This is a genomic window from uncultured Desulfovibrio sp. (assembly GCF_910584445.1).
Lineage (GTDB): Bacteria > Desulfobacterota > Desulfovibrionia > Desulfovibrionales > Desulfovibrionaceae > Desulfovibrio.
In genome coordinates, this window is record NZ_CAJUBO010000009.1 from 1 (window position 1) to 21861 (window position 21861).

Below are 21861 nucleotides of genomic sequence, written 5' to 3' on the forward strand. Positions count from 1 at the left end.
GCCCCCGCCCTTCGCTCCGCTTCGGGCGGCCAGCGGAAAAACCTCTTTGCCTCGCAGAAAAAACCATAACGTACTTTAATGAGGCCTGAGCCTAGGCTGCGGCGGAGGAGTGCGCGTCCATGGAAGTCTCCTTTCTGTATGAGATCGTCATCATTTTCCTGCTTTCCATCGGCGTCACCCTCCTCTGCAACCGGCTCCGGCTCCCGGCGACGGTGGGCTTTCTGCTCACGGGCGTGCTCTGCGGGCCTTCCCTGCTCGGCATCGTCAACGATCACAAGGCCATCGACCAGGTGGCCGAGGTCGGCGTGGCGATGCTCCTGTTCACCATCGGCATGGAGCTTTCCGGCGATGCCCTGAGCCGGCTCAAGCGGCCGGTCTTTCTGGGCGGCAGCCTCCAGATCGGGCTGACGGTCCTGGCGGTGACGGGGCTGGCCCTGCTCTACGGCACCTCCTGGCAGCGGGGCGCCTTCTGGGGCTGCCTGGTGGCGCTCTCGTCATCGGCCATCGTGCTGCGTATCCTCCAGGAGCGCGGCACGGACAGCACGCCCACGGGCAGGCTCTCCCTCGCCATCCTCGTCTTCCAGGACATCATGGTGGCCCCCATGCTCCTTTGCGTGCCGCTGCTGGCGGGCACGCTGGATCTTTCGCTGGAGCACGCGGCCTTTTCCGTGCTCTGGGTGGCGCTTGTGCTCGGGGGCGTGCTCCTGCTGGCGCATTTCGGACTCAACCGCCTCATGGAGGCGGTCATGCGCACGCGCACGCGCGAGATCCTCCTGCTCACCACGCTGGGCCTCTGCCTCGGCATGGCCCTGCTCACCAGCGCGCTCGGCCTTTCGCTCTCGCTGGGGGCCTTTCTGGCCGGCCTGCTCCTGGCCCGCTCCCAGTACAGCATGAGCGTCATTTCCGGCATCCTGCCCTACCGGGATGTCTTCATGAGCCTGTTTTTCATCTCTGTGGGCATGATGCTCAATGTGGGCTATTTCGCCGCGCATTTTGCGGACATCGTGCTTGGCACCCTGCTTTTCGTGCTCATCAAGAGCGTGCTCACCCTGCCGGCCGTGCTCGTCCAGGGCTATCCGTTGCGCGCGGCCATCATCACCGCGCTCTCGCTTGCCCAGGTCGGCGAATTTTCCTTTGTGCTGGCGGCCCAGGGGCTGGGCGCCGGGCTTTTTGACATGGCCTCCTACCAGAATTTCCTCGCGGTGAGCGTCCTGACCATGATGCTCACCCCCGGACTCATCGCGGCGGCCCCGCGCGTGGCCGGAGCGGTGGAGCGCCTCCGGCGGCACGGCGCCCCCCCCGGCGGCGCGGAGGGCGGGAAAAAGCGGGACGGGCTGGAAGACCACCTCATCATCGTGGGTTTCGGCATCAGCGGGAAGCATCTCGCCCAGGTGGCGCAGGAATCCGGCATTCCGTACACCATCCTGGAGATGAATCCGGAGACCGTGCGCCGTTACCGCGACAAGGAACCCATCGCCCACGGGGATGCCACACAGCCCGTGGTGCTGGAGCATCTGGGCGCGGAGCGGGCGCGCGTGCTCGCCATCATCATTTCCGATCCCGCGGCGGTGCGCGCCATCACCATCGAGGCGCGCAGGCTCAATCCCAACCTGTATATCGTGGCCCGCACCCGTTTTGTGACCGAGGTCGGGCCGCTGCATCGCCTGGGCGCCAATGAGGTCATTGCCGAGGAGTTCGAAAGCTCCATCGAGGTCTTCAGCCATGTGCTCGCCCAGTATCTGGTGCCCCGGCAGGATATCGACGCCTTTGCCGCGCACCTGCGCCAGGCCAATTACCGCATGATCCGGCGCATGAGCAGTACGGTGGATTCGCTCACGGATGTGGCCGGGCGGCTCCCGGACATGGGCGTCCAGGCCATGCGCGTGGGACCGGAATCGCCCCTGTGCGGGCAGGAATTGCGGGAATGCGGCCTGCGTCCCACCTACGGGGTGACGGTGGTCGCCATTCTCCGCCATGACGAGGTGGAAGCCTCGCCCGGCGCGCACTTCCGCTTCGCGGTGGACGACGTGGTCTATATCTTCGGGCGCACGGACAGGCTCTATGCGGTCAAACCGGTCTTTTCCGGGCCTGTGCGCGGGCAGGAGGAGGCGGCCGCCCGGAACTCCCCGTCGCTTTCCTCGTAGAGCGTTTTCGCAAGGAAATTGCGTAACGTTCTGGTGGCTGCGCCGCCGCAAAACCCTTACGGGTTTTGTAGTGTCTACTTTTGCAAGTAGACACTAGGGGCTAGCCGTCCCGGGGGGCGGACTCTTCCCCGCACGCGAACGGCCAGTCCTCCACCGTGAGGGGCACGCTGGCCGCGATCTCTTCCAGCGCCAGCCGCACGGCCTCTTCCTCCTGCGGCGAGAACAGCACCTTGAGCAGGGCGGTCTTGCGCTCCAGCGTCGTGAACAGCGCGAGGTTGTCGTGCGCTTCAAGGTGAAAACGGAAGAGCGCCACATCTTCGGGAGCAAGGCGCACGAGCAGGCGCGCGCTGTGCCTGGGCGGCGCCCCGCACGGGCGGCTGCCGCGCATCAGACGAAGCCCGCCCAGCGGGCGAGGATGACCAGGCCGATGCCCACAGCGATGGTGACGAAATAGTTTTTCGTCTTCCAGGCCACGAGAAAGGTGGGGATGGAGACCATGAGGAAGAGATTGTCCGTGGAAAGGTCGAACCGGCCGTTGTAGATGAAGATGTCCGGTCCTACCAGGGCGGCCATGACCGCCACGGGCACAAAGTCCAGCCAGCGGCGCAAAAGCGGCGGCAGGCAGTCCCCCCGCAGAAAGGTCACGGGCAGCACCTTGGGCAGGACGGTCACGAAGGTGGCCGCGCCCACGCAGAGCAGGAGCGTTTCATGCCCGCGGAGCCAGAGGAGCCAGTCGCTCATGCCGCTTCCTCCGGCGCGCCTCGCCGTGCCCGCAGGGAGAGCGCAAGCCCGAGACTCGCCCCGGCCACCGTTGCCACCGCCACGTTCCACTGGCTCATGCCCCCGGCCTTGAGCGCCACGGACAGGGCGCCCGTGAACACGGCCACCAGCACATGGAGGCGGCTCGCGCACTGAGGCACGAGCAGGGCCAGGAACATGGCGGTGATGGCGTAGTCCAGGCCGAGCGGGCGCACGTCATTGACGAGGTTGCCGCAAAAGGCGCCGATGGCGCAGCCCCCCACCCAGGAGAGATGGGTGGTGGAGTTGCAGACATACATGGTGGCCGCGTTGAGGGTCCAGCCCTCCTGCAGGGCCGTGATATGCACGGCAAAGGTCTCGTCCGTGAGGCCGAGTCCAAGAAGGAAGCGCTGCGCGCGCGGAAGCCGGGAAAGCCATGGGGATTCCGCCGCGGACATGAGCAGGTAGCGCAGGTTGACGATGCCCACCGCCGCCGCCGTGGACAGGATGCCCGCGCCGCCGCCCCAGAGGCTGGCGAACACGAATTGCCCGGAACCGGAAAACATGAGCACGGCCATGGCTACGGCCAGGCCGGCCGGGATGCCGTTTTTCACCGCGAGAACGCCAAAGGCGAAGCCCACGGGCACATAGCCGAGGGTGATGGGCAGGGCGCGGCGCAGCCCCTCGGCCCAGGCCGGGCCGGAAAAGGAGCGCGCCGCGCCGGTTGTTTGTGACATGGAACTATCCTTGTGGAACGCGTCATGCCGGGGCCGTCCGCGCGTCGCTCCCGCGGGCCGCGCGGAGCACTCCGCATTGCCCCGGACGGTCAGGCCCGCGTGTCCGGCTCCCGGGGCGCGTCGATCTTGCGCACGATCCAGACGGAAAGGACAATGCCGAGCAGCAGGCCGACGCCCATGCCGGCAAAGAATATTTCACTGGCGCCGTCGACAAAGGGCTGGACCATGCGGAAAAAGAGGATGGCGAAGACCGTGGCGACGATGCCGAGGACGAAGGCAATGAGGAACTTGTGTCTCATGGCGATATACCTCCGGGATCGAGGGTACGGCGTCCCGGCAGAAATTTCAAGGAGTCCGGTTCTCTGCGCGTTCCACGCCCGCGCGCGGCGGCACGGTCCGGCGCGGGACCTGAGGAAAACTGTCCTGCGGCTGTTTCCCTCAGCAAAATGTCCTACTGGAACAGCGTGCTCATCCCCCGCAGGAGGTTGACGAACAGGGCGTCTAGGCCGCTGATGAATGCCTCCACCCTGTTTGCCATGATCACCAGCAAAAGGCCCACGAAGAAAAAGCCCACCCCGATCTTGATGGGAAAGCCGAATTCCATGATATGCACCTGGGGCGAAGTGCGCGCCACCAGCCCCAGGGCCACTTCCACCAGAAAAAGCGCCACCATGACCGGGGCCGCGATCTTGAGCGCGAGCACGAAAACCTGGGCGGAAAGGTCAAGCACCGTCCAGAGCAGGTCTTCACCGATGAAGAGCGCGCCCGGCGGCACAATGGCGAAGGAGGCGGCAAACCCCTTGATCATGTAAAGGTGCCCGTCGAGCACGAGAAAGGTGAGCAGCCCCACCATCCAGAGAAAAAACGCCGTGGCGCCGGTCTGGTTGCCGGTGAGCGGGTCGGCGAAGTTGATCATGGTGAAACCCATCTGGAAGCCGAGCAGTTCGCCGCCGGACTGGATGCCCATGAACAGAAAATTGACGGCCATGCCGAGCACCAGGCCCATGAAGACCTCTCCCAGGGCCATGAGCGCGAGGTCGAACGGATGCTGGGGCATGAGCGAGCCGGAAAGCGCCAGATGCGGCCACACCGCCAGGGAAAAGACCAGAGTGACGGCGGCCTTGACGAGCATCGGGATATTGTTGGTCGAAAAGACCGGGAGCATGAACATGACGATGCTCACGCGCATGATGGTGAGCAGAAGGCTCAGCACCGCGTTGGGATCGTAACTGAAAATGTCCATGCGGAACGGTATGCAATTCGTCTGCCAGGCGCAACGGGAGGGACGCGCCCGGCCGCCGGGTGTCCGCGTCTACTTGTTGTGCAGGCGTTCTTCCATGATTTCCTTGACGATCTTGTCCAGGCCCGCCAGATCGGGCTTGGAGACCTGCCTGTCCGCGCCCACCTTGATGCCCTTGGCGCGCAGCGCGTCCGTGATGAGCGAGGAAAAGAGCACCACCGGCAGCTTGTGCAGGGCGGGGTTCTCGCGGATCTTGGAGGTCAGGGCGTGGCCGTCCATCTCGGGCATTTCGATGTCCGAGATGACAAGGTCCACGATGTCGGAAAGCTCGCTGCCCGCCACACCCTGCCCGGACTGGCTCTGGGCCTGGGCGAGATTGCTCAGGTATTCCCACGCTTCGCGCCCGTTGCTCGCCGTGGTCACCTGGTAGCCGGACTTTTCGAGGAAGGACTTGACGATCTTGCGCAGCGAGCTGGAGTCATCCGCCAGGAGCAGGCGCACCTGCTCGGGCATTTCGGGATGGCCGGACTCCGGTTCCATGCGGGACATGTCGAGGGAGCTGTCGAGGCTGGCAAGGATCTTTTCCATGTCGAGGATGAAGATCACGCGTTCGTCGATACGCAGGATGCCGGTGATGCTGTCGCGGGAAAAGAGCTGGACGTACCTGTTCGGCGGCTCGATGCGCTCCCAGTCCAGCCGGTGGATGCTCAGCACCGAAGAGACGAGAAAGGCCGCCTTGACGCCGCAAAATTCCGTCACCAGCACCTTGTCGCTCTCGGTCACGGCCATGTCCTTGCCGAGCCACGCCGCCAGATTGAGCAGGGGCAGCACCTTGCCGCGCAGGTTGAACGAACCCATGACCGAGGGATCGTGCGTGCCGGGCATGGCCGTCACCTGGGGCAGGCGGATGATCTCCAGCACCTTGGCAACATTGATGGCATAGTGCCCGGTGTAGATGCCGCCGTCCTCCTGGCGCTCGTCCAGAAGAAATTCCACCACTTCCAGCTCATTGGTGCTGAGCAGGGGATTCATGCTCATGATCTGCCTCGTCCTGCGCGGCCGCCGGGTCCCGCCGCCGGTGCCGCATCGCGCGGCGGCTCCTGTCTGGGGCAGAAGGCTGCCATGGGGCACACATCGCACCCCGGTGCGCGTGCGCGGCAGACCTCCCGGCCGAACCAGACCATGCGGTGATTGACATCGCCCCATTCCTCGCGGGGAAAGATCGCCATGAGGTCACGCTCCACAGCCACCGGGTCCGTGGCGGCGGTCAGGCCGAGCCGGTGGCTGATGCGTTTCACATGCGTGTCCACGGCAAGACCCTCGTTGATGCCAAAACCCCCGAACAGTACCACATTGGCCGTTTTGCGCGCCACGCCCGGCAGGGTGACGAGTTCTTCCAGCGTGGCCGGCACCTCGCCCGCGAAGGCGTCGCGGACGCGCCGCGCCGCTGCGCGCAGGTTTTTGGCCTTGTTGCGGTAAAAGCCCGTGGAGTGGATGACCTCTTCCAGTTCCTCCTGGCCGGCTTCGGCCAGTTCCGCCGGGCCGGGCCAGCGCCGGAACAGTTCCGGCGTCACGGTGTTCACGCGCGCGTCCGTGCACTGCGCGGCCAGCACCGTTGCCACGAGCAGCTCCCAGGGGTTGCGGTAGTCAAGATGGGAAGCCGGCTCGGGGTAACGGGCGGCGAGTGCCTCAAGGACGCGGGCGGCCTGTGCGCGACGTTTCTGGAGTGTCATTCCAGCACTATGCCACAGGAGGCGCCGCCCCGCAAGGCGCCCTTGCCGCCATGTTTTCTCCATCGGCAGAAATGGCGAAGAGATAAGGGCCAAAGGCGGGACGTCTGTCTGTCGACCGCGCACGCGATGAGCTTGAACGGCGATGGCAGGCAAAGTGTTGCCGCCGCGCGTCGACGCACTCCTTCCAGAAAAATGACGAGATATGACGTGGATGATTACAACTGTCAGCAGTATTTCGCGGAGGTGCTCCGTCTTGCCGCAAGTTATGAAACGCCGGAACTCCCATTGGTTCTGTCGCATTAAAGCGTGAAGGCAGATTCATCTGATACGAACTGGATGCCAGCGGGCACGACAGCCGACATCCGGACTGTCGTGCCCGCTAGCATAAAATATGATGGTCAGCAATTTCCAAGGCCGATGGACAGAAGAAATGCTCCAATGCCTATGACTATGGAGAGATAAAATTTTGACAAGGCAATATATATAAAAAAGGTAATGAGTGGAATTTTTATAATGGATTTTAATATCGTCATTTCTTTAAAGAAAAGTGGTGAAAAAAGCAGTGAAAAGATGGCGGATATTAAGCCATCCAGTATATCCGGAGGTATGTGGCTTTCTCGTGTCAGGATTCTTAATGTGTTCGGATGTATATTAACTGTGCCAATTATATTGAAAAAAATCATTAATGCCAAAAGTGGAAGTATATAGATGAAGAGGCGCCGTTCGAGATGAAACTTTTTCAGCAAAAAGATGGAAGCAACGATTCCCAGGGTTCCAAGTGCCCAGTCAGGACTCTCATGCCAGAGAACTGGCGTGAGGCAGCGGCTCCCCACCGCCACAAGAACAAAGGCCACAAGCGGCCATTGGCGCCTGAGAAAGCGCCCCAGGTGGCGCGGAAGGGAGGGGGACTGCGGCGTTGCATCCATACTGCCTCCGCAGGGGTTTGATTCTGATGGAGTTCTTCAGCCATAGCAGCGGGACGCGAGAAAGACAATGCTCTTTCACAGGCAGAGATGGACGCGGGGCGGTAGTGAGATTTTTCAGGCGTACCACATGCGACGCGTCTGTTCTTTCCTCAAAAACAGTCCGCTTTTTTGACAGGTACTTTGGGCAATACTCATACATCGTAGGCACGGCATCAACGCAAAAGTATAACAGGGCCAAAGGAACAAGTTCTGGCGAAAGGTTCTGAAAATGGCGAGGAATTTTCAGAATTCTTTGCCGCGCAAGTTATAAGCATTATACGAGCGCAAGAAAAATGATATAAGAAAAAAATATCAATGTATAGAGTGACCAGTGAGCCAATGAGATGAAAAAAGAGAGAACTGGTATAAGTACAAGTGATTTGTAGAGGGAAAATTTTTTAAAGAAAAATGGAGAAAATGGAAGAGAATAGAGTGCCGCGCACAAACTGTTTTTGAATGATGCCGTTAATATGTCATTTGGGAAAAATATATTTAATATCTTATCATTTGTGACAAAAATTGAAACGATAAAAATAAAGAAAAATGTGGCAAGCAAGGGAAGGATATATAAAAAATACGAATGCTCCAGATGGAATTTTTTCAGAAGAAAAACTGAACAGACTGTTCCGAATATACACAGATGCCAGCACGGCTTGTCAACAAGATAGGTGCTCCCCAGCGCCACAAGAACAAAGACCACCAGCGGCCATTGGCGCCTGAGAAAGCGCCCCAGGCGGCGCGGAAGGGCGGGAAGCTGCGGCGTTGCATCCATGCTGCCTCCACGGCGGTTGTCAGGCCGGGCATTCAGGGAGTGCGCTGTTGTGCCTGCTTATCTGGCAATACCCAAAAAAAGCATCGCTAATACATATATAAATATCAGGATTGCATACAATGACCAGAGCGCCAGAGAGATGGAAAACATTAATAACACCATCGCAAACAATGTTCGACAAGAAAATGAACTTTTAAAGAAAAATGGCATGCAGGGCAACGAACAAATTGCGGCGATGAAACTATTATACAGAGAGGTAAAAATGCAATTTTGAGGAAAAATCATTGTGTAGATATGATCATAGGGAATAATGAAAAAGAGAATATTTCTGAACAGCATGTAAGCAATAAATGGTAATATATAGATGGACAGGCGTCGTTCGAGATGAAATTTTTTCAGTAAAAAGACGGAAGCAGCGATTCCCAGGGTTCCAAGTGCCCATTCCGGATTCTCATGCCAGAGAACTGGCGTGAGGCAGCGGCTCCCCAGCGCCACAAGAACAAAGGCCACAAGCGGCCATTGGCGCCTGAGGAAGCTCCCCAGGCGGCGCGGAAGGGAGGGGGACTGCTGCGTTCCGTCCATGCTGCCTCCACGGCGGTTCGGGAGTTCCGATGCAGGTTTTTAGTCATATCAGGGGGAAAAGGCAACGCGCGTCCCCTTATCCTGCCATGAAGTCCGGCGGTGCCATGGCAGCCCAACAGGTCTCCATGCCACGGCGCCTCATGAAGTGGCGATTCCAAGAAGAAACATCGATCCTGCATAGAAAATGAAAGAGATGCCTATAAGTGGCGTCAGTGCGAGCATCATGAAAAAGGAGATGAGAGGAATACGAAGGAATGCTTTGACAGGGGAAAATTTCTGAAAGAAAAAGGGGACAAAGGGCAATGAAGCGATGGCGGAAATACATGCCGTTCCAATTTGTGCGGAAAAATACTCTTTCCCGAGGAAAAATCTGCGAAGCTCAAGAATGAAGGTGGAAAATTCACTCAGAAAATCAAAAAGAAACAGGGCAAATACCGGAACCAGATAGATGCGCCAACAACGTTCACTATGAAATTTTTTTAACAAAACTCCGGAGCAGACGATGCCAGCCGCGCCGATCCTCCAATCGTAGCTGTTTTTCCCACAAAAAAAATAGAAGGCGTGGGCGCCGAGAGTTATGGCCGCAAAGACCACAAGCGGCCATTGGCGCCCGAGGAAGCGCCCCAGGCGGCGCGGCAGGGAGGGCGCTTCGGGGGTTTTGTGCATTTCGCCTCCGGAACGTCGGCAGCGCGTGCCGTCTCCACCCTTGTACCGGTATCCCTTGGGATTGCAAGGCCCGCGCTCTCCCGGCTCCGCTCCGCGGCAGTGGCACGCGGTTCGGGCCGCGCCGTCCCGTTCGGCGGGCCTGTGTCCGCATGGTGGAACCGTCTCCGTTCCTCTCGCGGTCATGCGGGCGCGCCCCTGGCGCGCATTTGCCATGCGGCGTCCGCTCTGCTAGGATGCATCGTTTCCCGGCAGGCGGATTTTCGCGCCGGGGACCCTCTTCCACCGACATCTGGAGTAGCCCATGGCCAAGAAACCGGCCGTCAGTCCCGAGGCCGCCCGCGCCGAAGCCCTCTCCACCGCGCTCACCACCATTGAGCGCAAGTACGGCAAGGGCGCGGTGATGAAACTTTCCGACGACATCCAGGTGGATGTGCCCGTCATCCCCACCGGCTCCATCGGCCTTGACCTCGCCCTGGGGGTGGGCGGCATCCCGCGCGGACGCGTGACCGAGATTTTCGGACCCGAATCCTCGGGCAAGACGACGCTCACCCTGCACATCATCGCCGAATGCCAGAAGCTGGGGGGCACCTGCGCCTTTGTGGACGCCGAGCACGCGCTGGACGTGGCCTATGCCCGCCGCCTGGGCGTGAACACGGACGAGCTGCTCATTTCCCAGCCGGATTATGGCGAGCAGGCGCTGGACATCGCGGACATGCTCGTGCGCTCCGGCGCGGTGGACCTGGTGGTCATCGACTCTGTGGCGGCGCTCATCCCCCAGGCGGAGCTGGAGGGCGACCTCGGCGAAACGCAGGTGGGCGGCCACGCGCGCCTCATGTCCCACGCCATGCGCCGCCTCACGGGCACCATCCACAAGTCGCGCACATCGGTCATCTTCATCAACCAGATCCGCATGAAGATCGGCGTCACGGGCTACGGCAGCCCGGAGACCACCACCGGCGGCAACGCGCTCAAGTTCTATTCCTCGGTGCGTATGGACATCCGCCGCGTGCAGACGCTCAAGGACAAGGACGAGGCCTTCGGCTCGCGCACCAAGGTCAAGGTGGTCAAGAACAAGGTGGCGCCGCCGTTCCGCATCGCCATGTTCGACATCCTCTACGGCCAGGGCATTTCCCGTTCCGGCGAGCTGCTGGACCTCGGCATCGAGGCCAAGATCATCGAGCAGAGCGGTTCGTGGTTCGCCTTTGGCGCGGAAAAGCTGGGCCAGGGACGGGAGAAGGTCCGCGCCCTGCTGGACGAGAATCCGGACCTGCGCAACGCCATCGAGTCCAAGGTCGTGGAATTTCTGGGGCTGCACCCCAGGGAGTTCACGCCCACCGCCGAGGAGCTGGACGAGGGCGTGGCCCCCGAATTCGACGAATCGTGACTGCGGGGATCCTTCGCGGGAGCGTGCGAGGATTTTTGCGGGATCGTTCAAAAACATGGTTTTTGCGAAACGACCCGGCCGCGCCGCCACGCGACCCGTACGGGTTTTGTCGTGTCCGCTTTTGCGGGCAGACACTGGCCGCAGGATTCAGCCCCGGCGCCGCCGCGCGCCGGGCGTCCCACGGATGGAGCATATGCTGACCGCACAGGAAATCCGCCGCCGTTACCTTGAGTTCTTCCATCGCCACGGGCACACGGTGGTGCCCTCCGGCCCGCTCATCCCGCCGCAGGACCCGAGCCTGCTCTTCACCAACGCGGGCATGGTGCAGTTCAAGGGCCTCTTTCTCGGCGAGGAAAAGGCCGCCTACACCCGTGCGGCCTCCTGCCAGAAGTGCCTGCGCGTCTCGGGCAAGCACAATGACCTGGAAAACGTGGGCCGCACCGCGCGCCATCACACGTTCTTCGAGATGCTCGGCAACTTTTCCTTTGGCGACTATTTCAAGCGCGAGGCCATCACCTGGGCGTGGGAGTTCGTCACGACGGAGCTTGAACTCCCGCGGGAGCGCCTCTGGGTCACGGTCTTCCGCGAGGATGACGAAGCCGCGGCCATCTGGAAGGAAGTGGCGGGGCTTCCCGACGAGCGCATCGTGCGCATGGGCGAGAAGGACAATTTCTGGACCATGGGCGATACGGGTCCCTGCGGACCCTGCTCGGAGATCTATATCGACCAGGGCGAAGACATGGCCTGCGGGCCGGAGTGCGGCATAGGCTCGTGCGACTGCGACCGCTTTCTGGAAATCTGGAACCTGGTCTTCACCCAGTTCGACCAGGCGAAGGACGGCAGCCGTTCCCCGCTGGCCGCGCCCAATATCGACACGGGCATGGGACTCGAGCGCATCGCGGCGGTCTGCCAGGGCAAGCGCTCCAACTTTGACTGCGACCTGTTCCAGGAGATCATCCAGTTCGCGGCGGCCCGCGCGGGCGTGACCTACAGCGCAAGCGCGCCGGACACCAACGACGTGGACACGGCCCTGCGCGTCATTGCCGACCACAGCCGCGCCGCGGCCTTTCTCATCGCCGAGGGCGTGCTGCCCTCCAACGAGAGCCGGGGCTACGTGCTGCGCCGGCTCATCCGCCGCGCCCTGCGCTTCGCCACGCTCATGGGCGTGGAGGAGCCGTTCCTGCACGCGGTGGCGCGCAAGGTCACGGAAGTCATGGGCGAGGCCTATCCCGAACTGGCCCGGCACGCGGAGTTCATCGCCCGCGCCGTGCATGAGGAGGAACGGCGCTTTGCCCAGACCCTGGGCAACGGCCTGCGCCTGCTGGAAGAGGAGTTGGCCCGGCTGGCGGAGCGGGGCGAGCGCGTCATTCCGGGCGAGGTCTGCTTCCGCCTCTACGATACCTACGGTTTCCCGCTGGACATCGTGAACGATGTGGCGGAAAAGCGCGGTTTCGCCGCCGATGCCGAGGGCTTCACCGCGCTCATGCGCGAGCAGCGCGAGCGCGCCCGCGCCAACCAGAAGGCCGAGGGCCTGTTCGGCCATGGCGGCGAGGACGAGATCATGGCCTCGCTCAAGAGTCTGGGCGAACGGCTGGAAAGCGTCTTTGTGGGCTACGAATCCCTTGAGGCGCACAGTCCCGTCCTTGCCCTGCTGGACGCGGGCGGCGCCCCCGCCGAGAGCCTGGGCGAAGGCGGCGCCGGTTTTCTTGTGGCCGCCCGCACGCCGTTCTATGCCGAGTCCGGCGGCCAGGCTTCGGACGCGGGCGTTATCGCCACGTCCACGGGCGAGGCGCGGGTGGAGGGCGTGCTCAAGGCCGGGCGCTGCATCGTGCAGCGGATCGCGGTCACGCGCGGCGAACTCCATGCCGACCAGGAGGCGCGCCTGTCCGTGGATGCTGACCAGCGCGCGGCCACGGCCCGCAACCACACCTGCACCCATCTGCTGCATGCGGCCCTGCGCCGCGTACTGGGCGAGCATGTCAAGCAGGCCGGCTCTCTGGTGGACGGGCATCGCCTGCGTTTTGACTTCTCGCATCTGGCGGCGCTCACGCCGGAGGAACTGGCGGCTGTGGAGCGCGACGTCAACCGCGCCATCATGGCCGACGTGCCGGTCCTGGCGCGCGAAATGCCGCGTGACGAGGCCCTGGCCGCCGGGGCCATGGCGCTCTTCAGCGAAAAATACGGCGATGTGGTGCGCGTGCTCACCGTGGGCCGCGAGGGCGCCGCGCCCGAATCCGTGGAACTGTGCGGCGGCACGCATCTCGCGCGCACGGGCGAGGCCGGGCTTTTCCTCATCGTCGCGGAAAGCGGCGTGGCCGCCGGCGTGCGCCGCATCGAGGCCGTGACGGGCTGGAACGCCTACAGCCTCGCCATCGGCCAGCGCGCCGAGCTTTCCGCCGTGGCATCCGCGCTCAAGACCCGGCCGGGGCAGGTGGGCGAACGCCTCCATGCCGTGCAGGACGAGGTGAAAAAACTGCGCCGGGCGCTGGAAAAGGGCGCCTCGGCCAGTGTGGACGGCGCGGAACTGGCGCGGCGCGCCGAGAGCGTGGGCGGCGTGCATCTGGTGGCCCAGCGGCTGGACGGCGTGCCCGTCAAGGCCCTGCGCGACCTCATGGACGACCTGCGCCCGCGGCTGGCGGCGCCCGCCGTCGCCTGCCTTGCCGCCGTGACGGACGGCAAGGTCAGCCTGCTGCTCCATGTTTCCAGGGATCTGCACGACCGTTTCACGGCTCCGGCGCTCATCAGAGACGTGGCCGCGCCCTGCGGCGGCTCCGGCGGCGGCCGCCCGGACCTTGCCCAGGCCGGGGGCACGAAGCCCGAAGGGCTGGATGCGGCGTTTGCGGCTCTGCGCGCGCTGGTTGGAGGCGGCAACTGATGATTGGCATTTCCAAGCTCTACTGCGGCCAGGTGGAACCTTCGGACGCGCTGCGCTACGGCCGGGAATCCGGCAGGCTGCCCTCGCATCTGCTCCAGTTTTCCCGGGACAAGAAGCCCGTGGTGGTCTGGAACATGACGCGGCGCTGCAACCTCAAGTGCGTCCACTGCTATGCCCAGGCGGTGGACCCCACGGCCGGCCGCGACGACATCAGCACGGAGCAGGCAAAGGCCATGATCGACGACCTGGCGGCCTACGGCGCGCCGGTCATGCTCTTTTCCGGCGGCGAGCCGCTGGTGCGGCAGGACCTGGTGGAGCTGGCGAGCCACGCCACCTCGCGGGGCATGCGTGCGGTCATCTCCACCAATGGCACGCTCATCACGCCGCAGAAGGCGCGGGAGCTGAAGCAGGTGGGCCTTTCCTACGTGGGCATTTCCCTGGACGGCATGGAGCAGGTCCACGACCGCTTCCGGGGCGTGCCGGGCGCGTTCCGCAAGGCGCTGGAGGGCATCGCCAACTGCCAGGCCGAGGGACTCAAGGTGGGCCTGCGCTTCACCATCAACCGGCGCAACGCGGGCGAGATCCCGGGCATCTTCCGGCTCCTGCGCGAGCTTGAGGTGCCGCGCGCCTGTTTTTATCATCTGGTCTATTCCGGGCGCGGCTCGGAGCTTATCAAGGAAGACCTCGACCACGCGGAGACGCGCGCCGTGCTCGACCTCATCATGGACGAGACGCGCGCCCTGTTCGAGGCGGGCGCGCCGCGCGAGATCCTCACCGTGGACAACCATGCCGACGGTCCCTATGTGTGGATGCGCCTCCAGCGCGAGGACCCGAAGCGCGCGGCCGAGGTCTTCGAGCTTTTGCAGTATAACGAGGGCAACAGCTCGGGCCGGGGCATCGGCTGCATCTCGTGGGACGGCAAGGTGCACGCCGACCAGTTCTGGCGCGGCCATGTGTTCGGCAACGTGCTGGAGCGCCCGTTTTCGGAGATCTGGGACGACCCGTCCATCGAACTTCTGCACAAGCTCAAGGACAAGAAGGCCCATGTGGGCGGGCGCTGCGCCAGATGCCGCCACCTGAACATCTGCGGCGGCAACTTCCGCGCCCGCGCCGAGGCGTATCACGGCGATATCTGGGCCGAAGATCCGGCCTGCTACCTGACGGACGAAGAAATCGGCCTGTGAACGGCCGTCAACCTGCCGAGGCACCTATGAACGCATTCCATCGCGGGCGCCGCCTGCGGCAAAGCCCCGAGCTTCGCGCCCTGGTGCGCGAGACCGCGCCCCTGCTGCGCGAAGAGCTTATCATGCCCTATTTTGTGGTGGAGACGGACGACGCCGCCTTCCGCAAGGAGATTTCCGCCATGCCCGGCCAGTTCCAGCTTTCGCTCCAGGAGCTGGAAAAACAGGTGGGTTCCGCCGTGGCCGACGGCCTTGGCGCCGTGCTGCTGTTCGGCATCCCGGCGGTCAAGGACGAGCGGGCCAGCGGCGCCTGGGCGCAGGACGGCATCGTGCAGCGTGCCGTGCGGCTGCTCAGGGAGCGCTTTCCCGCGCTGGTCATCATCACGGATGTCTGCCTTTGCGAATACATGAGCCACGGGCATTGCGGCATCCTGCGCCCCGACGGGGTGGTGGAGAACGACGCCACCCTGCCCATCCTCGCGCGCACCGCCGTGAGCCATGCCCGCGCGGGCGCGGATGTGGTGGCCCCGTCGGACATGATGGACGGCCGCGTGGCCGCCATCCGGGCCGCGCTGGACGAGGCGGGCTTTGCCGCCACGCCGGTCATGTCCTATGCCGTCAAGTATGCGTCGGCCTGTTACGGGCCGTTCCGCGAAGCGGCGGAATCCGCCCCGGCCTGCGGCGACCGCAAGGCCTACCAGATGGACCCCGGCAACGCGCGCGAGGCGCTGGTGGAGGCGTGGGCCGACCTCGACGAAGGCGCGGACATGCTCATCGTCAAGCCCGCCGGGCCGTATGCCGACATCCTGCGCGCGGTGCGCGACGCCGTGGACGTGCCCGTGGCCGCCTATCAGGTGAGCGGCGAATACTCCATGATCCGCGCGGCCGGACTCAACGGCTGGATCGACGAGCGCGCGGTCATGCTTGAAAGCCTGCTGGGGCTGAAGCGCGCGGGGGCGGACATGCTCATCACCTATTTTGCCGAGACCCTGCTGCGCGAAGGGCTGGCGCGCTGATGGCCGCCCGGCCAGCCGCAGGCGCCGCAGGCGCGCGCGCATCCGCCATGGGAGAGGGGCGGCCCGGCCACGGCGCGGCCGCCGGGCATCCCGGCGGTAGTGCCCCGCGCACGCTGGAGGACGGCAGCCCGGTCTGCCGCCTCATCGCCTGGGAGGTGACGCGTTCCTGCAATCTCGCCTGCCGCCACTGCCGCGCCGAGGCCCATCCCGAACCCTACGACGGCGAGCTTTCCACCGCCGAGGCCAAAGCCCTCATCGACACCTTCCCGCAGGTGGGCCGCCCCATCGTCATTTTCACGGGCGGGGAGCCGATGATGCGGCCCGATGTGTACGAGCTGGTGGCCCATGCGCGCGGCCTCGGGCTTACCTGCGCCTTTGCGCCCAACGGGACGCTCATCACCGCGGAAAATGCGGCCCGCCTGCGCGAGGCGGGCGTCAGCCGCTGCTCCATTTCCCTTGACGGCGCGGATGCGGCCAGCCATGACGCCTTCCGGGGCGTGCCCGGCGCGTTTGAGGCTTCCCTGCGCGGCATCGGCCATCTCCGGGACGCGGGCCTGCCTTTCCAGATCAACACCACGGTGACGCGCGGCAATCTGGCGAGCTTCAAGCGCATCTTCGAGCTGTGCGAGCGCCTGGGCGCGGCGGCGTGGCACATTTTTCTTCTGGTGCCCATGGGGCGCGCCGCCGGGCTGGCGGACGAAGTCATCAGCGCGGAGGAGTATGAGGACGTCCTCCACTGGCTCTATGACTTCCGCAAGGGCACGTCCATGCACCTCAAGGCCACCTGCGCGCCGCACTATTACCGCATCATGCGGCAGCGCGCCCATGAGGAGGGCCTGCCCGTCACGCCCGAGACCTTCGGCATGGACGCCATGACGCGCGGCTGCCTGGGCGGCACGGGCTTCTGCTTCATCAGCCATGTGGGGCGGGTGCAGCCCTGCGGCTATCTGGAGCTTGACTGCGGCAATGTGCGCGAAACGCCGTTTCCGCAGATCTGGCGCAAGAGCCGCCAGTTCCTCCGCTTGCGCCGTCAGGAGGAATATGCGGGCAAGTGCGGCGTGTGCGAATATCACCACGTGTGCGGCGGCTGCCGGGCGCGCGCGCAGAGCATGAGCGGCGATTACATGGGCGAGGAACCGCTGTGCAGCTATGTGCCCAGGGCACTGAGAAGCGGGTCCTGAGCGCGGCCGGCTGTGAAGGTTGCGTGAGGCCCGGGCGGGGTCCAGTGAGGTTCAGATGAGCGGGGAAGAACGCGAAATGACCGCGCAAACGGCGTCGGAGGCCGCGCGCGAGGATGACCGGCTGGACGCCACTGACCGGCGCATCCTCGATGTCATCCAGACGGACTTTCCCCTGGCGCCGCGCCCGTATGCGGTCCTGGGCGAACGCCTGGGGCTTGCGGAAGCGGAGGTCTTCGCGCGCGTGCGCGCCTTGCGGCGGCGCAGGATCATCCGGCGGCTCGGGGCCAATTTCCAGTCCGCGAAGCTGGGCTTCGTCTCCACGCTCTGCGCGGCCAGGGTGCCGGAGGAACGGCTGGAGGCGTTCATTGCCGCCGTCAATGCCGAGCCGGGCGTGACGCACAATTACCTGCGCGACCACGCCTACAATGTCTGGTTCACCCTCATCAGTCCGTCGCGCGAGGCGTCGCTGGCCGTGCTGGAAAGCCTCACGCAACGCACCGGCGTGCCCATCCTCAATCTGCCCGCCACAAAACTTTTCAAGATCCGTGTGGATTTCCGCATGGGCGGGGAGGCGGCGGAGTAGGGGCAGAGTCCCGATCGACGCGCGCATGGTCGATGCCGCAGGGGATATACCTGCCGAAATTTTCCATCAACAACGCCTGCGCGTGTTCCCCGAACCGCCGGGCGGCCGCTTGACAGCAACGGCATTTGCGGCGAAAAAATCAACGGGGCGGAACGGCACCCGCCGTTCCGCCCACCGCCTAGGATGGGGTGCTTCCGGAAAGCCGCGAAGGTTAGCTCGGCTTTCCGGAAAGTGCCCCATTTTTGGGCCACAGGCCCAAAATCCCCTTCAAACCTGGAGCATTTTGCTGAGGAAAATATCTGAACGACAGATATTTTCCTCAGGTTTCGCTGCCTTCATTTTGGCGGAAAAACGCGGTTTTCCGCCTTATTCCGGCGCGGGCGTCTGCTCTCGCAGCCGCCAGAGCGTTACGCAATGAAATTGCGTAGCGCTCTAGAACGAGTACACGAAGCTCGCGTTGATGTTCCAGGCGTCCTTGGTCTGCGGGATGGACCTGCCTTCGCGATGGCGGGCGCCCCACGCGGACTTGCTGGTGTCGAGCCACAGGGCAACGTAGTCGGCTTCCAGCTGCACGGTGAAGTTCTCGTACATCTTGTAGGTGTTGGTCAGGCCCAGCTCGAGGGCGGTGTCGCCAGTGGTGAGGTACATGGCTTCCATGCCGTCCATGCCGGAGTTGGCCCACTTGCCGTCAAGCGAGAGCTTCTTTGCCATGGACTTGCTGTTGGTGCCGCCCATGAAGTTGACGCGGAAGGTGTGCTTCAGGTCTTCGATGAAGCTCATGTCCTTCAAGCGCGCGCCCACACCCCAGGTGCCGGCCATGTTGTGACCGATGACCGTGTCACGGGCAATGAACGGATCGCCGTCAAAGGCGAAGGTGGAGTACTTGTTGGTGTTATCGGCGTCCAGGCTGGGCAGACGCTCGGAACCGTTGGCCGGGTTGTTGTCGTCGCCGGAGGCGTACCAGCCGTAGAGGCCGGGGGTGGCCCAGTCAAGCTTGTACTCGGCCAGCAGGGTGGCGAACCAGCCCTGACGGTTCAGGCGGCCGTCGTCTTCCCAGGTCACGGAGCCGTATTCGAAGTCCCACGCCAAGCGGAAGGGATCGAACATGGTCAGTTCGCCGGAGAGGCCGCCCCACCAGGCATTGCCATACGAGGTCAGCTTGCGGCTGGCAACGCCGTCGGCGCTGTCGAAGTTCTTGTGACGCGCGCCGCCCACCGGGAGGAGTCCGGCGCCCACAAGGCCCGAAGCGGTGCCGGTGATGTTGTCAAAGGCATCCCCGTCGGTAGCGCGGAAGGTGTTGGGACCGATGGCGGAATACATGCCCCAGGGGGTCACTTTCACGCCGTCAAAGGTCAGCGGCACGAGCAGGCCGAAGGCGTCCATATTGTCCATGTAGTTGGCGCGCCAGCCGTTCTTGTGGTCGGTGCCCTGATAGCCCTCGAAGTTGTCGTTGAAGGGCCGCGCCCAGAAGGCGGTCACGCCGACCATCTCGTTGATCTGGTAGCTGGCGACCACGGCGGCCACATCGGCGTTCAGCACGGAGTTGCCGGAGGCGTAGGCCGGGGTGATGAGGGGCTGGATGCCCATGCGGACCTTGAGGTCGGTCTCGGGCACCATCCAGTCGATGTAGGCCCAACGGAGCTTGATGACGTCGGTCTTGTCGGCGCCGAGTGCCGTGCCGGCGCTGTCCTTGCCCCACACGGCCTTGCCGATTTCAAAGGCCACCGTGCCGGAGAGGGATTCGGAAGCCACGGCGTCCAACTGCAGGCGCACGCGCTGGCGGGCCTCGAAGTCATCTTCCTTGCCGTTGAAACCGGTGGGGGTGTGGCCCTTGTATTTGCCCTGGAAGCTGCCGTTCTGGCCGTAGTCGAACGACATGATCCACTGGCCCTTGGCCTTGAAGTCGATGGCGCTGGCGCCGGTGGCGGCGCCGAACACCAGACCGGCCGCCAAAAGAAGCGTCGCGATCTTTTTCATTGTGTCCTTCCTTTCAGAAAAGGTTCCTGAATGCGGACCGTTCCCCGTGCCGTACAAATTTTTGCCCCCCGGGGGCAAACGCCCGACACATTGGTCCGTGGCCCATTACTAGGCTCTAGCCAAGTGGATGTCAAGGATTTCTAGGCTACATCCAAGCAAAAAGCCCGGTTCCGGAAGGGGGATGTATGCCTTTTGTAAGTAATCTCGGCAAGTTGATGCGTCAAAAAAATTTGACGTACGAAGAACTCCAGTTCCAGTCCAATGTGGGACCGGACACCGTGGCCCGCGCGCGCGACGGCCGCATCGCCACCTGCAAGCTCCAGACGCTGGAAAAGCTCGCCTCGGCCCTGGATGTGGAGGTGTCGGACCTGTTCGACTGGGAACGGTAGGAAGAGAACGGGCTGGATATGGAAAAAATGGGGACGGGGCTTACGGCTCCTGCGCGAGGATCAGCTCCACCTCATCCACGCTCAGGCCCGCGTTGCGGGCGATCTGGCGGCTGGAAAGGCCCTTGCGCCGGCCGTTGAGGATGATCTCGCGCAGGAACTGTGGCGAGCGGGAAATGCCTTCGGCCTGTTCCAGCAGGCGGCGCAGCTCGGTCACGCGTTCCGAGAGCTTCTCGTCCAGCTCGCGCAGTTCGGCCTGGCGCTGGGCGAAGGTCGCCACGATCTCCCGCTCCAGGCGGGCGTTCATCTCGATGCGCGCGAGCAGGCTCTGCTGGTTGTCCTGGAGGGTGTTGAGCAGGCTTTCGGAGCGGCGCAGGCGCAGATAGAAGACCAGCGCCCCGCCAAGCACGAGAAGCTCCAGCAGGGTGCAGGCGCCGAGGAAGAGGAGGAAGAGGAGAGTGTCGGGCATGGGGGAATTCCCGTCATCGTGGCTGCGCGTCTCCGGCGGCCCAGCCGCGCGGGAAGGCGCTATACCTTTACATTGAGCAGGTTGCCCACCAGCGGCGATGCGGAGGGGCGGGCCTCGTCCGGCTCTTCCGGCGCAAGCGGGCCACGCCGCGCCCGCCTGCGGCGGCTGCCGAACCAGGCGGAACCGCGGTGCCCGTCAGGCTGGATGTCCGGCCCTTCGGGCTTTTCGCTCTTTTCCACCTGCTGGCGCTCCATCCTGGCCTGCTCGGCGGCCAGGACCCGCGACATGGCAACCGCCGCCTGCGGCGCCACCACGGCGGCGTTGGCAACGGATGTGGAGAGTCCGCTCTGGGCGTAGAGCACGGCCATGGTGGTGTCGATGCTCACAGGCTCTCCTTTGCGGGCGGTCCGGCTTCCTGCCGCGCCGGGGGCGGCTCCCGCGGTGGTCTACTGGTTCAGATAGCTCTCGAACAGGATATCCTCGATCTTGCCCTGTGTCATGTAGTCATTGAGCACGCCCAGAAGATCCTTCTTGATTTCCGGGCCGTTGTGCGCATCCATGAGGAACGCGCTCTCCTTGCTGCGCAGGTAGTAATAGATGGCGTCGCGCAGGGAGAGCATGTGCTCGTCCATTTCGCGGCCGGTGCCCTCGTTCCTGATGATCGCCGAAAACTTGCAGACAAGAAAGCGCGTGCCGTCCTGGGCGTCCTGTGTGGGAACAACGAACGGCGCGAATTCCTTGATGATCTCCGGGGCGGATTGCGCGGGTGGGGTGGAAGGCACCACCACCACTTCCGGCTTGGGGGCTTCGGGGGGCGGAGGCGGCGGCGTGCGGAAGACGAACCACCACACGGCGGCGGCCGCCACCAGGAGCAGGACGCCGGCAGCCGCTCCCAGAATGAGGAGCTTCTTGCGCTTGCCGCCCGGGGCGGCGTCAGGGGCGTCGGACGTGGCCGGCGGGTCGGCATCGCGCGGCACGGGCGCGTCCGCCGGCTCCTCGGCCTGGAGGAAGGGGGCGTCGTCCAGGTCCAGCTCGACTTTTTTCAGCTGGGACCCCGCGCCCGCGCCGGCCACCTCCACCGTGGGGGGGGCCGCCTGTTTGAGATCGGTCTCTGCCACCTGCTCACTCCCGGCGCGCCACGGCTCTGGCCGCCCGCGCCCTCGTCAGCGGCCGTTTCCCGCCGTGAGCGGGGCGCCGCCGCGTCATGCCCGCGCGTCTCCTGCTCCGGGCGC

At 63.9% G+C, this 21861-nt stretch carries 23 protein-coding genes; 8 read left to right on the top strand and 15 right to left on the bottom strand.

The window, feature by feature from the left end:
• Positions 1–119 precede the first annotated feature (119 nt).
• Positions 120–2144: a monovalent cation:proton antiporter family protein gene (locus tag QZ294_RS05510; protein ID WP_297047754.1), complete on the top strand. Its 2025-nt coding sequence runs from the start codon at positions 120–122 to the stop codon at positions 2142–2144.
• A 100-nt stretch (positions 2145–2244) separates the two neighbouring features.
• On the opposite strand, the gene QZ294_RS05515 is transcribed toward QZ294_RS05510, so the two are convergent.
• The 11 genes from QZ294_RS05515 to QZ294_RS05565 all read right to left on the bottom strand — a co-directional run bounded on the left by QZ294_RS05515 (position 2245) and on the right by QZ294_RS05565 (position 9577).
• Positions 2245–2532 (bottom strand): DUF4911 domain-containing protein, encoded by a 288-nt coding sequence (locus tag QZ294_RS05515; protein WP_297047756.1) that lies wholly within the window; start codon positions 2530–2532, stop codon positions 2245–2247.
• Positions 2532–2885 (bottom strand): AzlD domain-containing protein, encoded by a 354-nt coding sequence (locus QZ294_RS05520; protein ID WP_297047758.1) that lies wholly within the window; start codon positions 2883–2885, stop codon positions 2532–2534. The genes QZ294_RS05515 and QZ294_RS05520 overlap by 1 nt, the downstream gene beginning before the upstream one ends.
• Complete coding sequence (locus QZ294_RS05525) at positions 2882–3619, bottom strand: AzlC family ABC transporter permease (protein WP_297047761.1); 738 nt, start codon at positions 3617–3619, stop codon at positions 2882–2884. Before QZ294_RS05525 ends, QZ294_RS05520 begins: the two co-directional genes overlap by 4 nt.
• 89 nt (positions 3620–3708) lie before the next feature.
• Complete coding sequence (locus tag QZ294_RS05530; protein WP_297047765.1) at positions 3709–3918, bottom strand: hypothetical protein; 210 nt, start codon at positions 3916–3918, stop codon at positions 3709–3711.
• A 152-nt stretch (positions 3919–4070) separates the two neighbouring features.
• On the bottom strand, positions 4071–4862 hold the full coding sequence (fliR, locus tag QZ294_RS05535) for a flagellar biosynthetic protein FliR (RefSeq protein WP_297047769.1): 792 nt from the start codon (positions 4860–4862) through the stop codon (positions 4071–4073).
• Positions 4863–4931: 69 nt separating this feature from the next.
• Entirely contained in the window at positions 4932–5897 is a 966-nt protein-coding gene (locus tag QZ294_RS05540; protein WP_297047772.1) for a chemotaxis protein, read from the bottom strand.
• The gene (gene nth / locus QZ294_RS05545; RefSeq protein ID WP_297047775.1) at positions 5894–6592 is read right to left on the bottom strand and encodes an endonuclease III; all 699 of its coding nucleotides are present in this window, start codon (positions 6590–6592) and stop codon (positions 5894–5896) included. Before nth ends, QZ294_RS05540 begins: the two co-directional genes overlap by 4 nt.
• Before the next feature lie 398 nt (positions 6593–6990).
• Positions 6991–7518 (bottom strand): hypothetical protein, encoded by a 528-nt coding sequence (locus QZ294_RS05550; protein ID WP_297047777.1) that lies wholly within the window; start codon positions 7516–7518, stop codon positions 6991–6993.
• Positions 7519–7831: 313 nt separating this feature from the next.
• Positions 7832–8329, bottom strand: a complete 498-nt coding sequence (locus QZ294_RS05555) for a hypothetical protein (protein ID WP_297047778.1) — start codon at positions 8327–8329, stop codon at positions 7832–7834.
• Positions 8330–8386: 57 nt separating this feature from the next.
• Entirely contained in the window at positions 8387–8911 is a 525-nt protein-coding gene (locus QZ294_RS05560; RefSeq protein WP_297047781.1) for a hypothetical protein, read from the bottom strand.
• A 138-nt stretch (positions 8912–9049) separates the two neighbouring features.
• The gene (locus QZ294_RS05565) at positions 9050–9577 is read right to left on the bottom strand and encodes a hypothetical protein (RefSeq protein WP_297047783.1); all 528 of its coding nucleotides are present in this window, start codon (positions 9575–9577) and stop codon (positions 9050–9052) included.
• Between the two features lie 301 nt (positions 9578–9878).
• Here QZ294_RS05565 and recA point away from each other — a divergent pair, with 301 nt between their 5' ends.
• The 6 genes from recA to QZ294_RS05595 all read left to right on the top strand — a co-directional run bounded on the left by recA (position 9879) and on the right by QZ294_RS05595 (position 17797).
• Complete coding sequence (recA, locus tag QZ294_RS05570) at positions 9879–10961, top strand: recombinase RecA (RefSeq protein ID WP_297047786.1); 1083 nt, start codon at positions 9879–9881, stop codon at positions 10959–10961.
• A 193-nt stretch (positions 10962–11154) separates the two neighbouring features.
• On the top strand, positions 11155–13836 hold the full coding sequence (gene alaS, locus QZ294_RS05575; RefSeq protein ID WP_297047788.1) for an alanine--tRNA ligase: 2682 nt from the start codon (positions 11155–11157) through the stop codon (positions 13834–13836).
• Positions 13836–15020, top strand: coding sequence for a 12,18-didecarboxysiroheme deacetylase (gene ahbC / locus QZ294_RS05580; RefSeq protein ID WP_297047789.1), 1185 nt, complete (start codon positions 13836–13838; stop codon positions 15018–15020). The genes alaS and ahbC overlap by 1 nt, the downstream gene beginning before the upstream one ends.
• Positions 15021–15046: 26 nt before the next feature.
• On the top strand, positions 15047–16033 hold the full coding sequence (gene hemB / locus QZ294_RS05585; RefSeq protein ID WP_297047792.1) for a porphobilinogen synthase: 987 nt from the start codon (positions 15047–15049) through the stop codon (positions 16031–16033).
• Between the two features lie 47 nt (positions 16034–16080).
• On the top strand, positions 16081–17214 hold the full coding sequence (ahbD, locus tag QZ294_RS05590) for a heme b synthase (protein ID WP_297047948.1): 1134 nt from the start codon (positions 16081–16083) through the stop codon (positions 17212–17214).
• 76 nt (positions 17215–17290) lie between these two features.
• Positions 17291–17797 (top strand): AsnC family transcriptional regulator, encoded by a 507-nt coding sequence (locus tag QZ294_RS05595; RefSeq protein WP_297047950.1) that lies wholly within the window; start codon positions 17291–17293, stop codon positions 17795–17797.
• Positions 17798–18229: 432 nt separating this feature from the next.
• On the opposite strand, the gene QZ294_RS05600 is transcribed toward QZ294_RS05595, so the two are convergent.
• Positions 18230–19774 carry an outer membrane homotrimeric porin gene (locus QZ294_RS05600; RefSeq protein ID WP_297047794.1) on the bottom strand — a complete coding sequence of 515 codons (1545 nt, stop codon included), beginning with the start codon at positions 19772–19774 and terminating at the stop codon, positions 18230–18232.
• 185 nt (positions 19775–19959) lie between these two features.
• Between QZ294_RS05600 and QZ294_RS05605 the strand changes: the two genes are divergently transcribed.
• Complete coding sequence (locus tag QZ294_RS05605) at positions 19960–20163, top strand: helix-turn-helix transcriptional regulator (RefSeq protein WP_297047796.1); 204 nt, start codon at positions 19960–19962, stop codon at positions 20161–20163.
• 40 nt (positions 20164–20203) lie between these two features.
• On the opposite strand, the gene QZ294_RS05610 is transcribed toward QZ294_RS05605, so the two are convergent.
• The 3 genes from QZ294_RS05610 to fliL are packed head-to-tail and all read right to left on the bottom strand — an operon-like array spanning position 20204 to position 21747.
• Positions 20204–20629: a hypothetical protein gene (locus QZ294_RS05610; RefSeq protein WP_297047799.1), complete on the bottom strand. Its 426-nt coding sequence runs from the start codon at positions 20627–20629 to the stop codon at positions 20204–20206.
• 59 nt (positions 20630–20688) lie between these two features.
• On the bottom strand, positions 20689–21015 hold the full coding sequence (locus tag QZ294_RS05615; protein ID WP_297047801.1) for a hypothetical protein: 327 nt from the start codon (positions 21013–21015) through the stop codon (positions 20689–20691).
• Between the two features lie 60 nt (positions 21016–21075).
• On the bottom strand, positions 21076–21747 hold the full coding sequence (fliL, locus tag QZ294_RS05620) for a flagellar basal body-associated protein FliL (protein ID WP_297047803.1): 672 nt from the start codon (positions 21745–21747) through the stop codon (positions 21076–21078).
• Positions 21748–21861 lie beyond the last annotated feature (114 nt).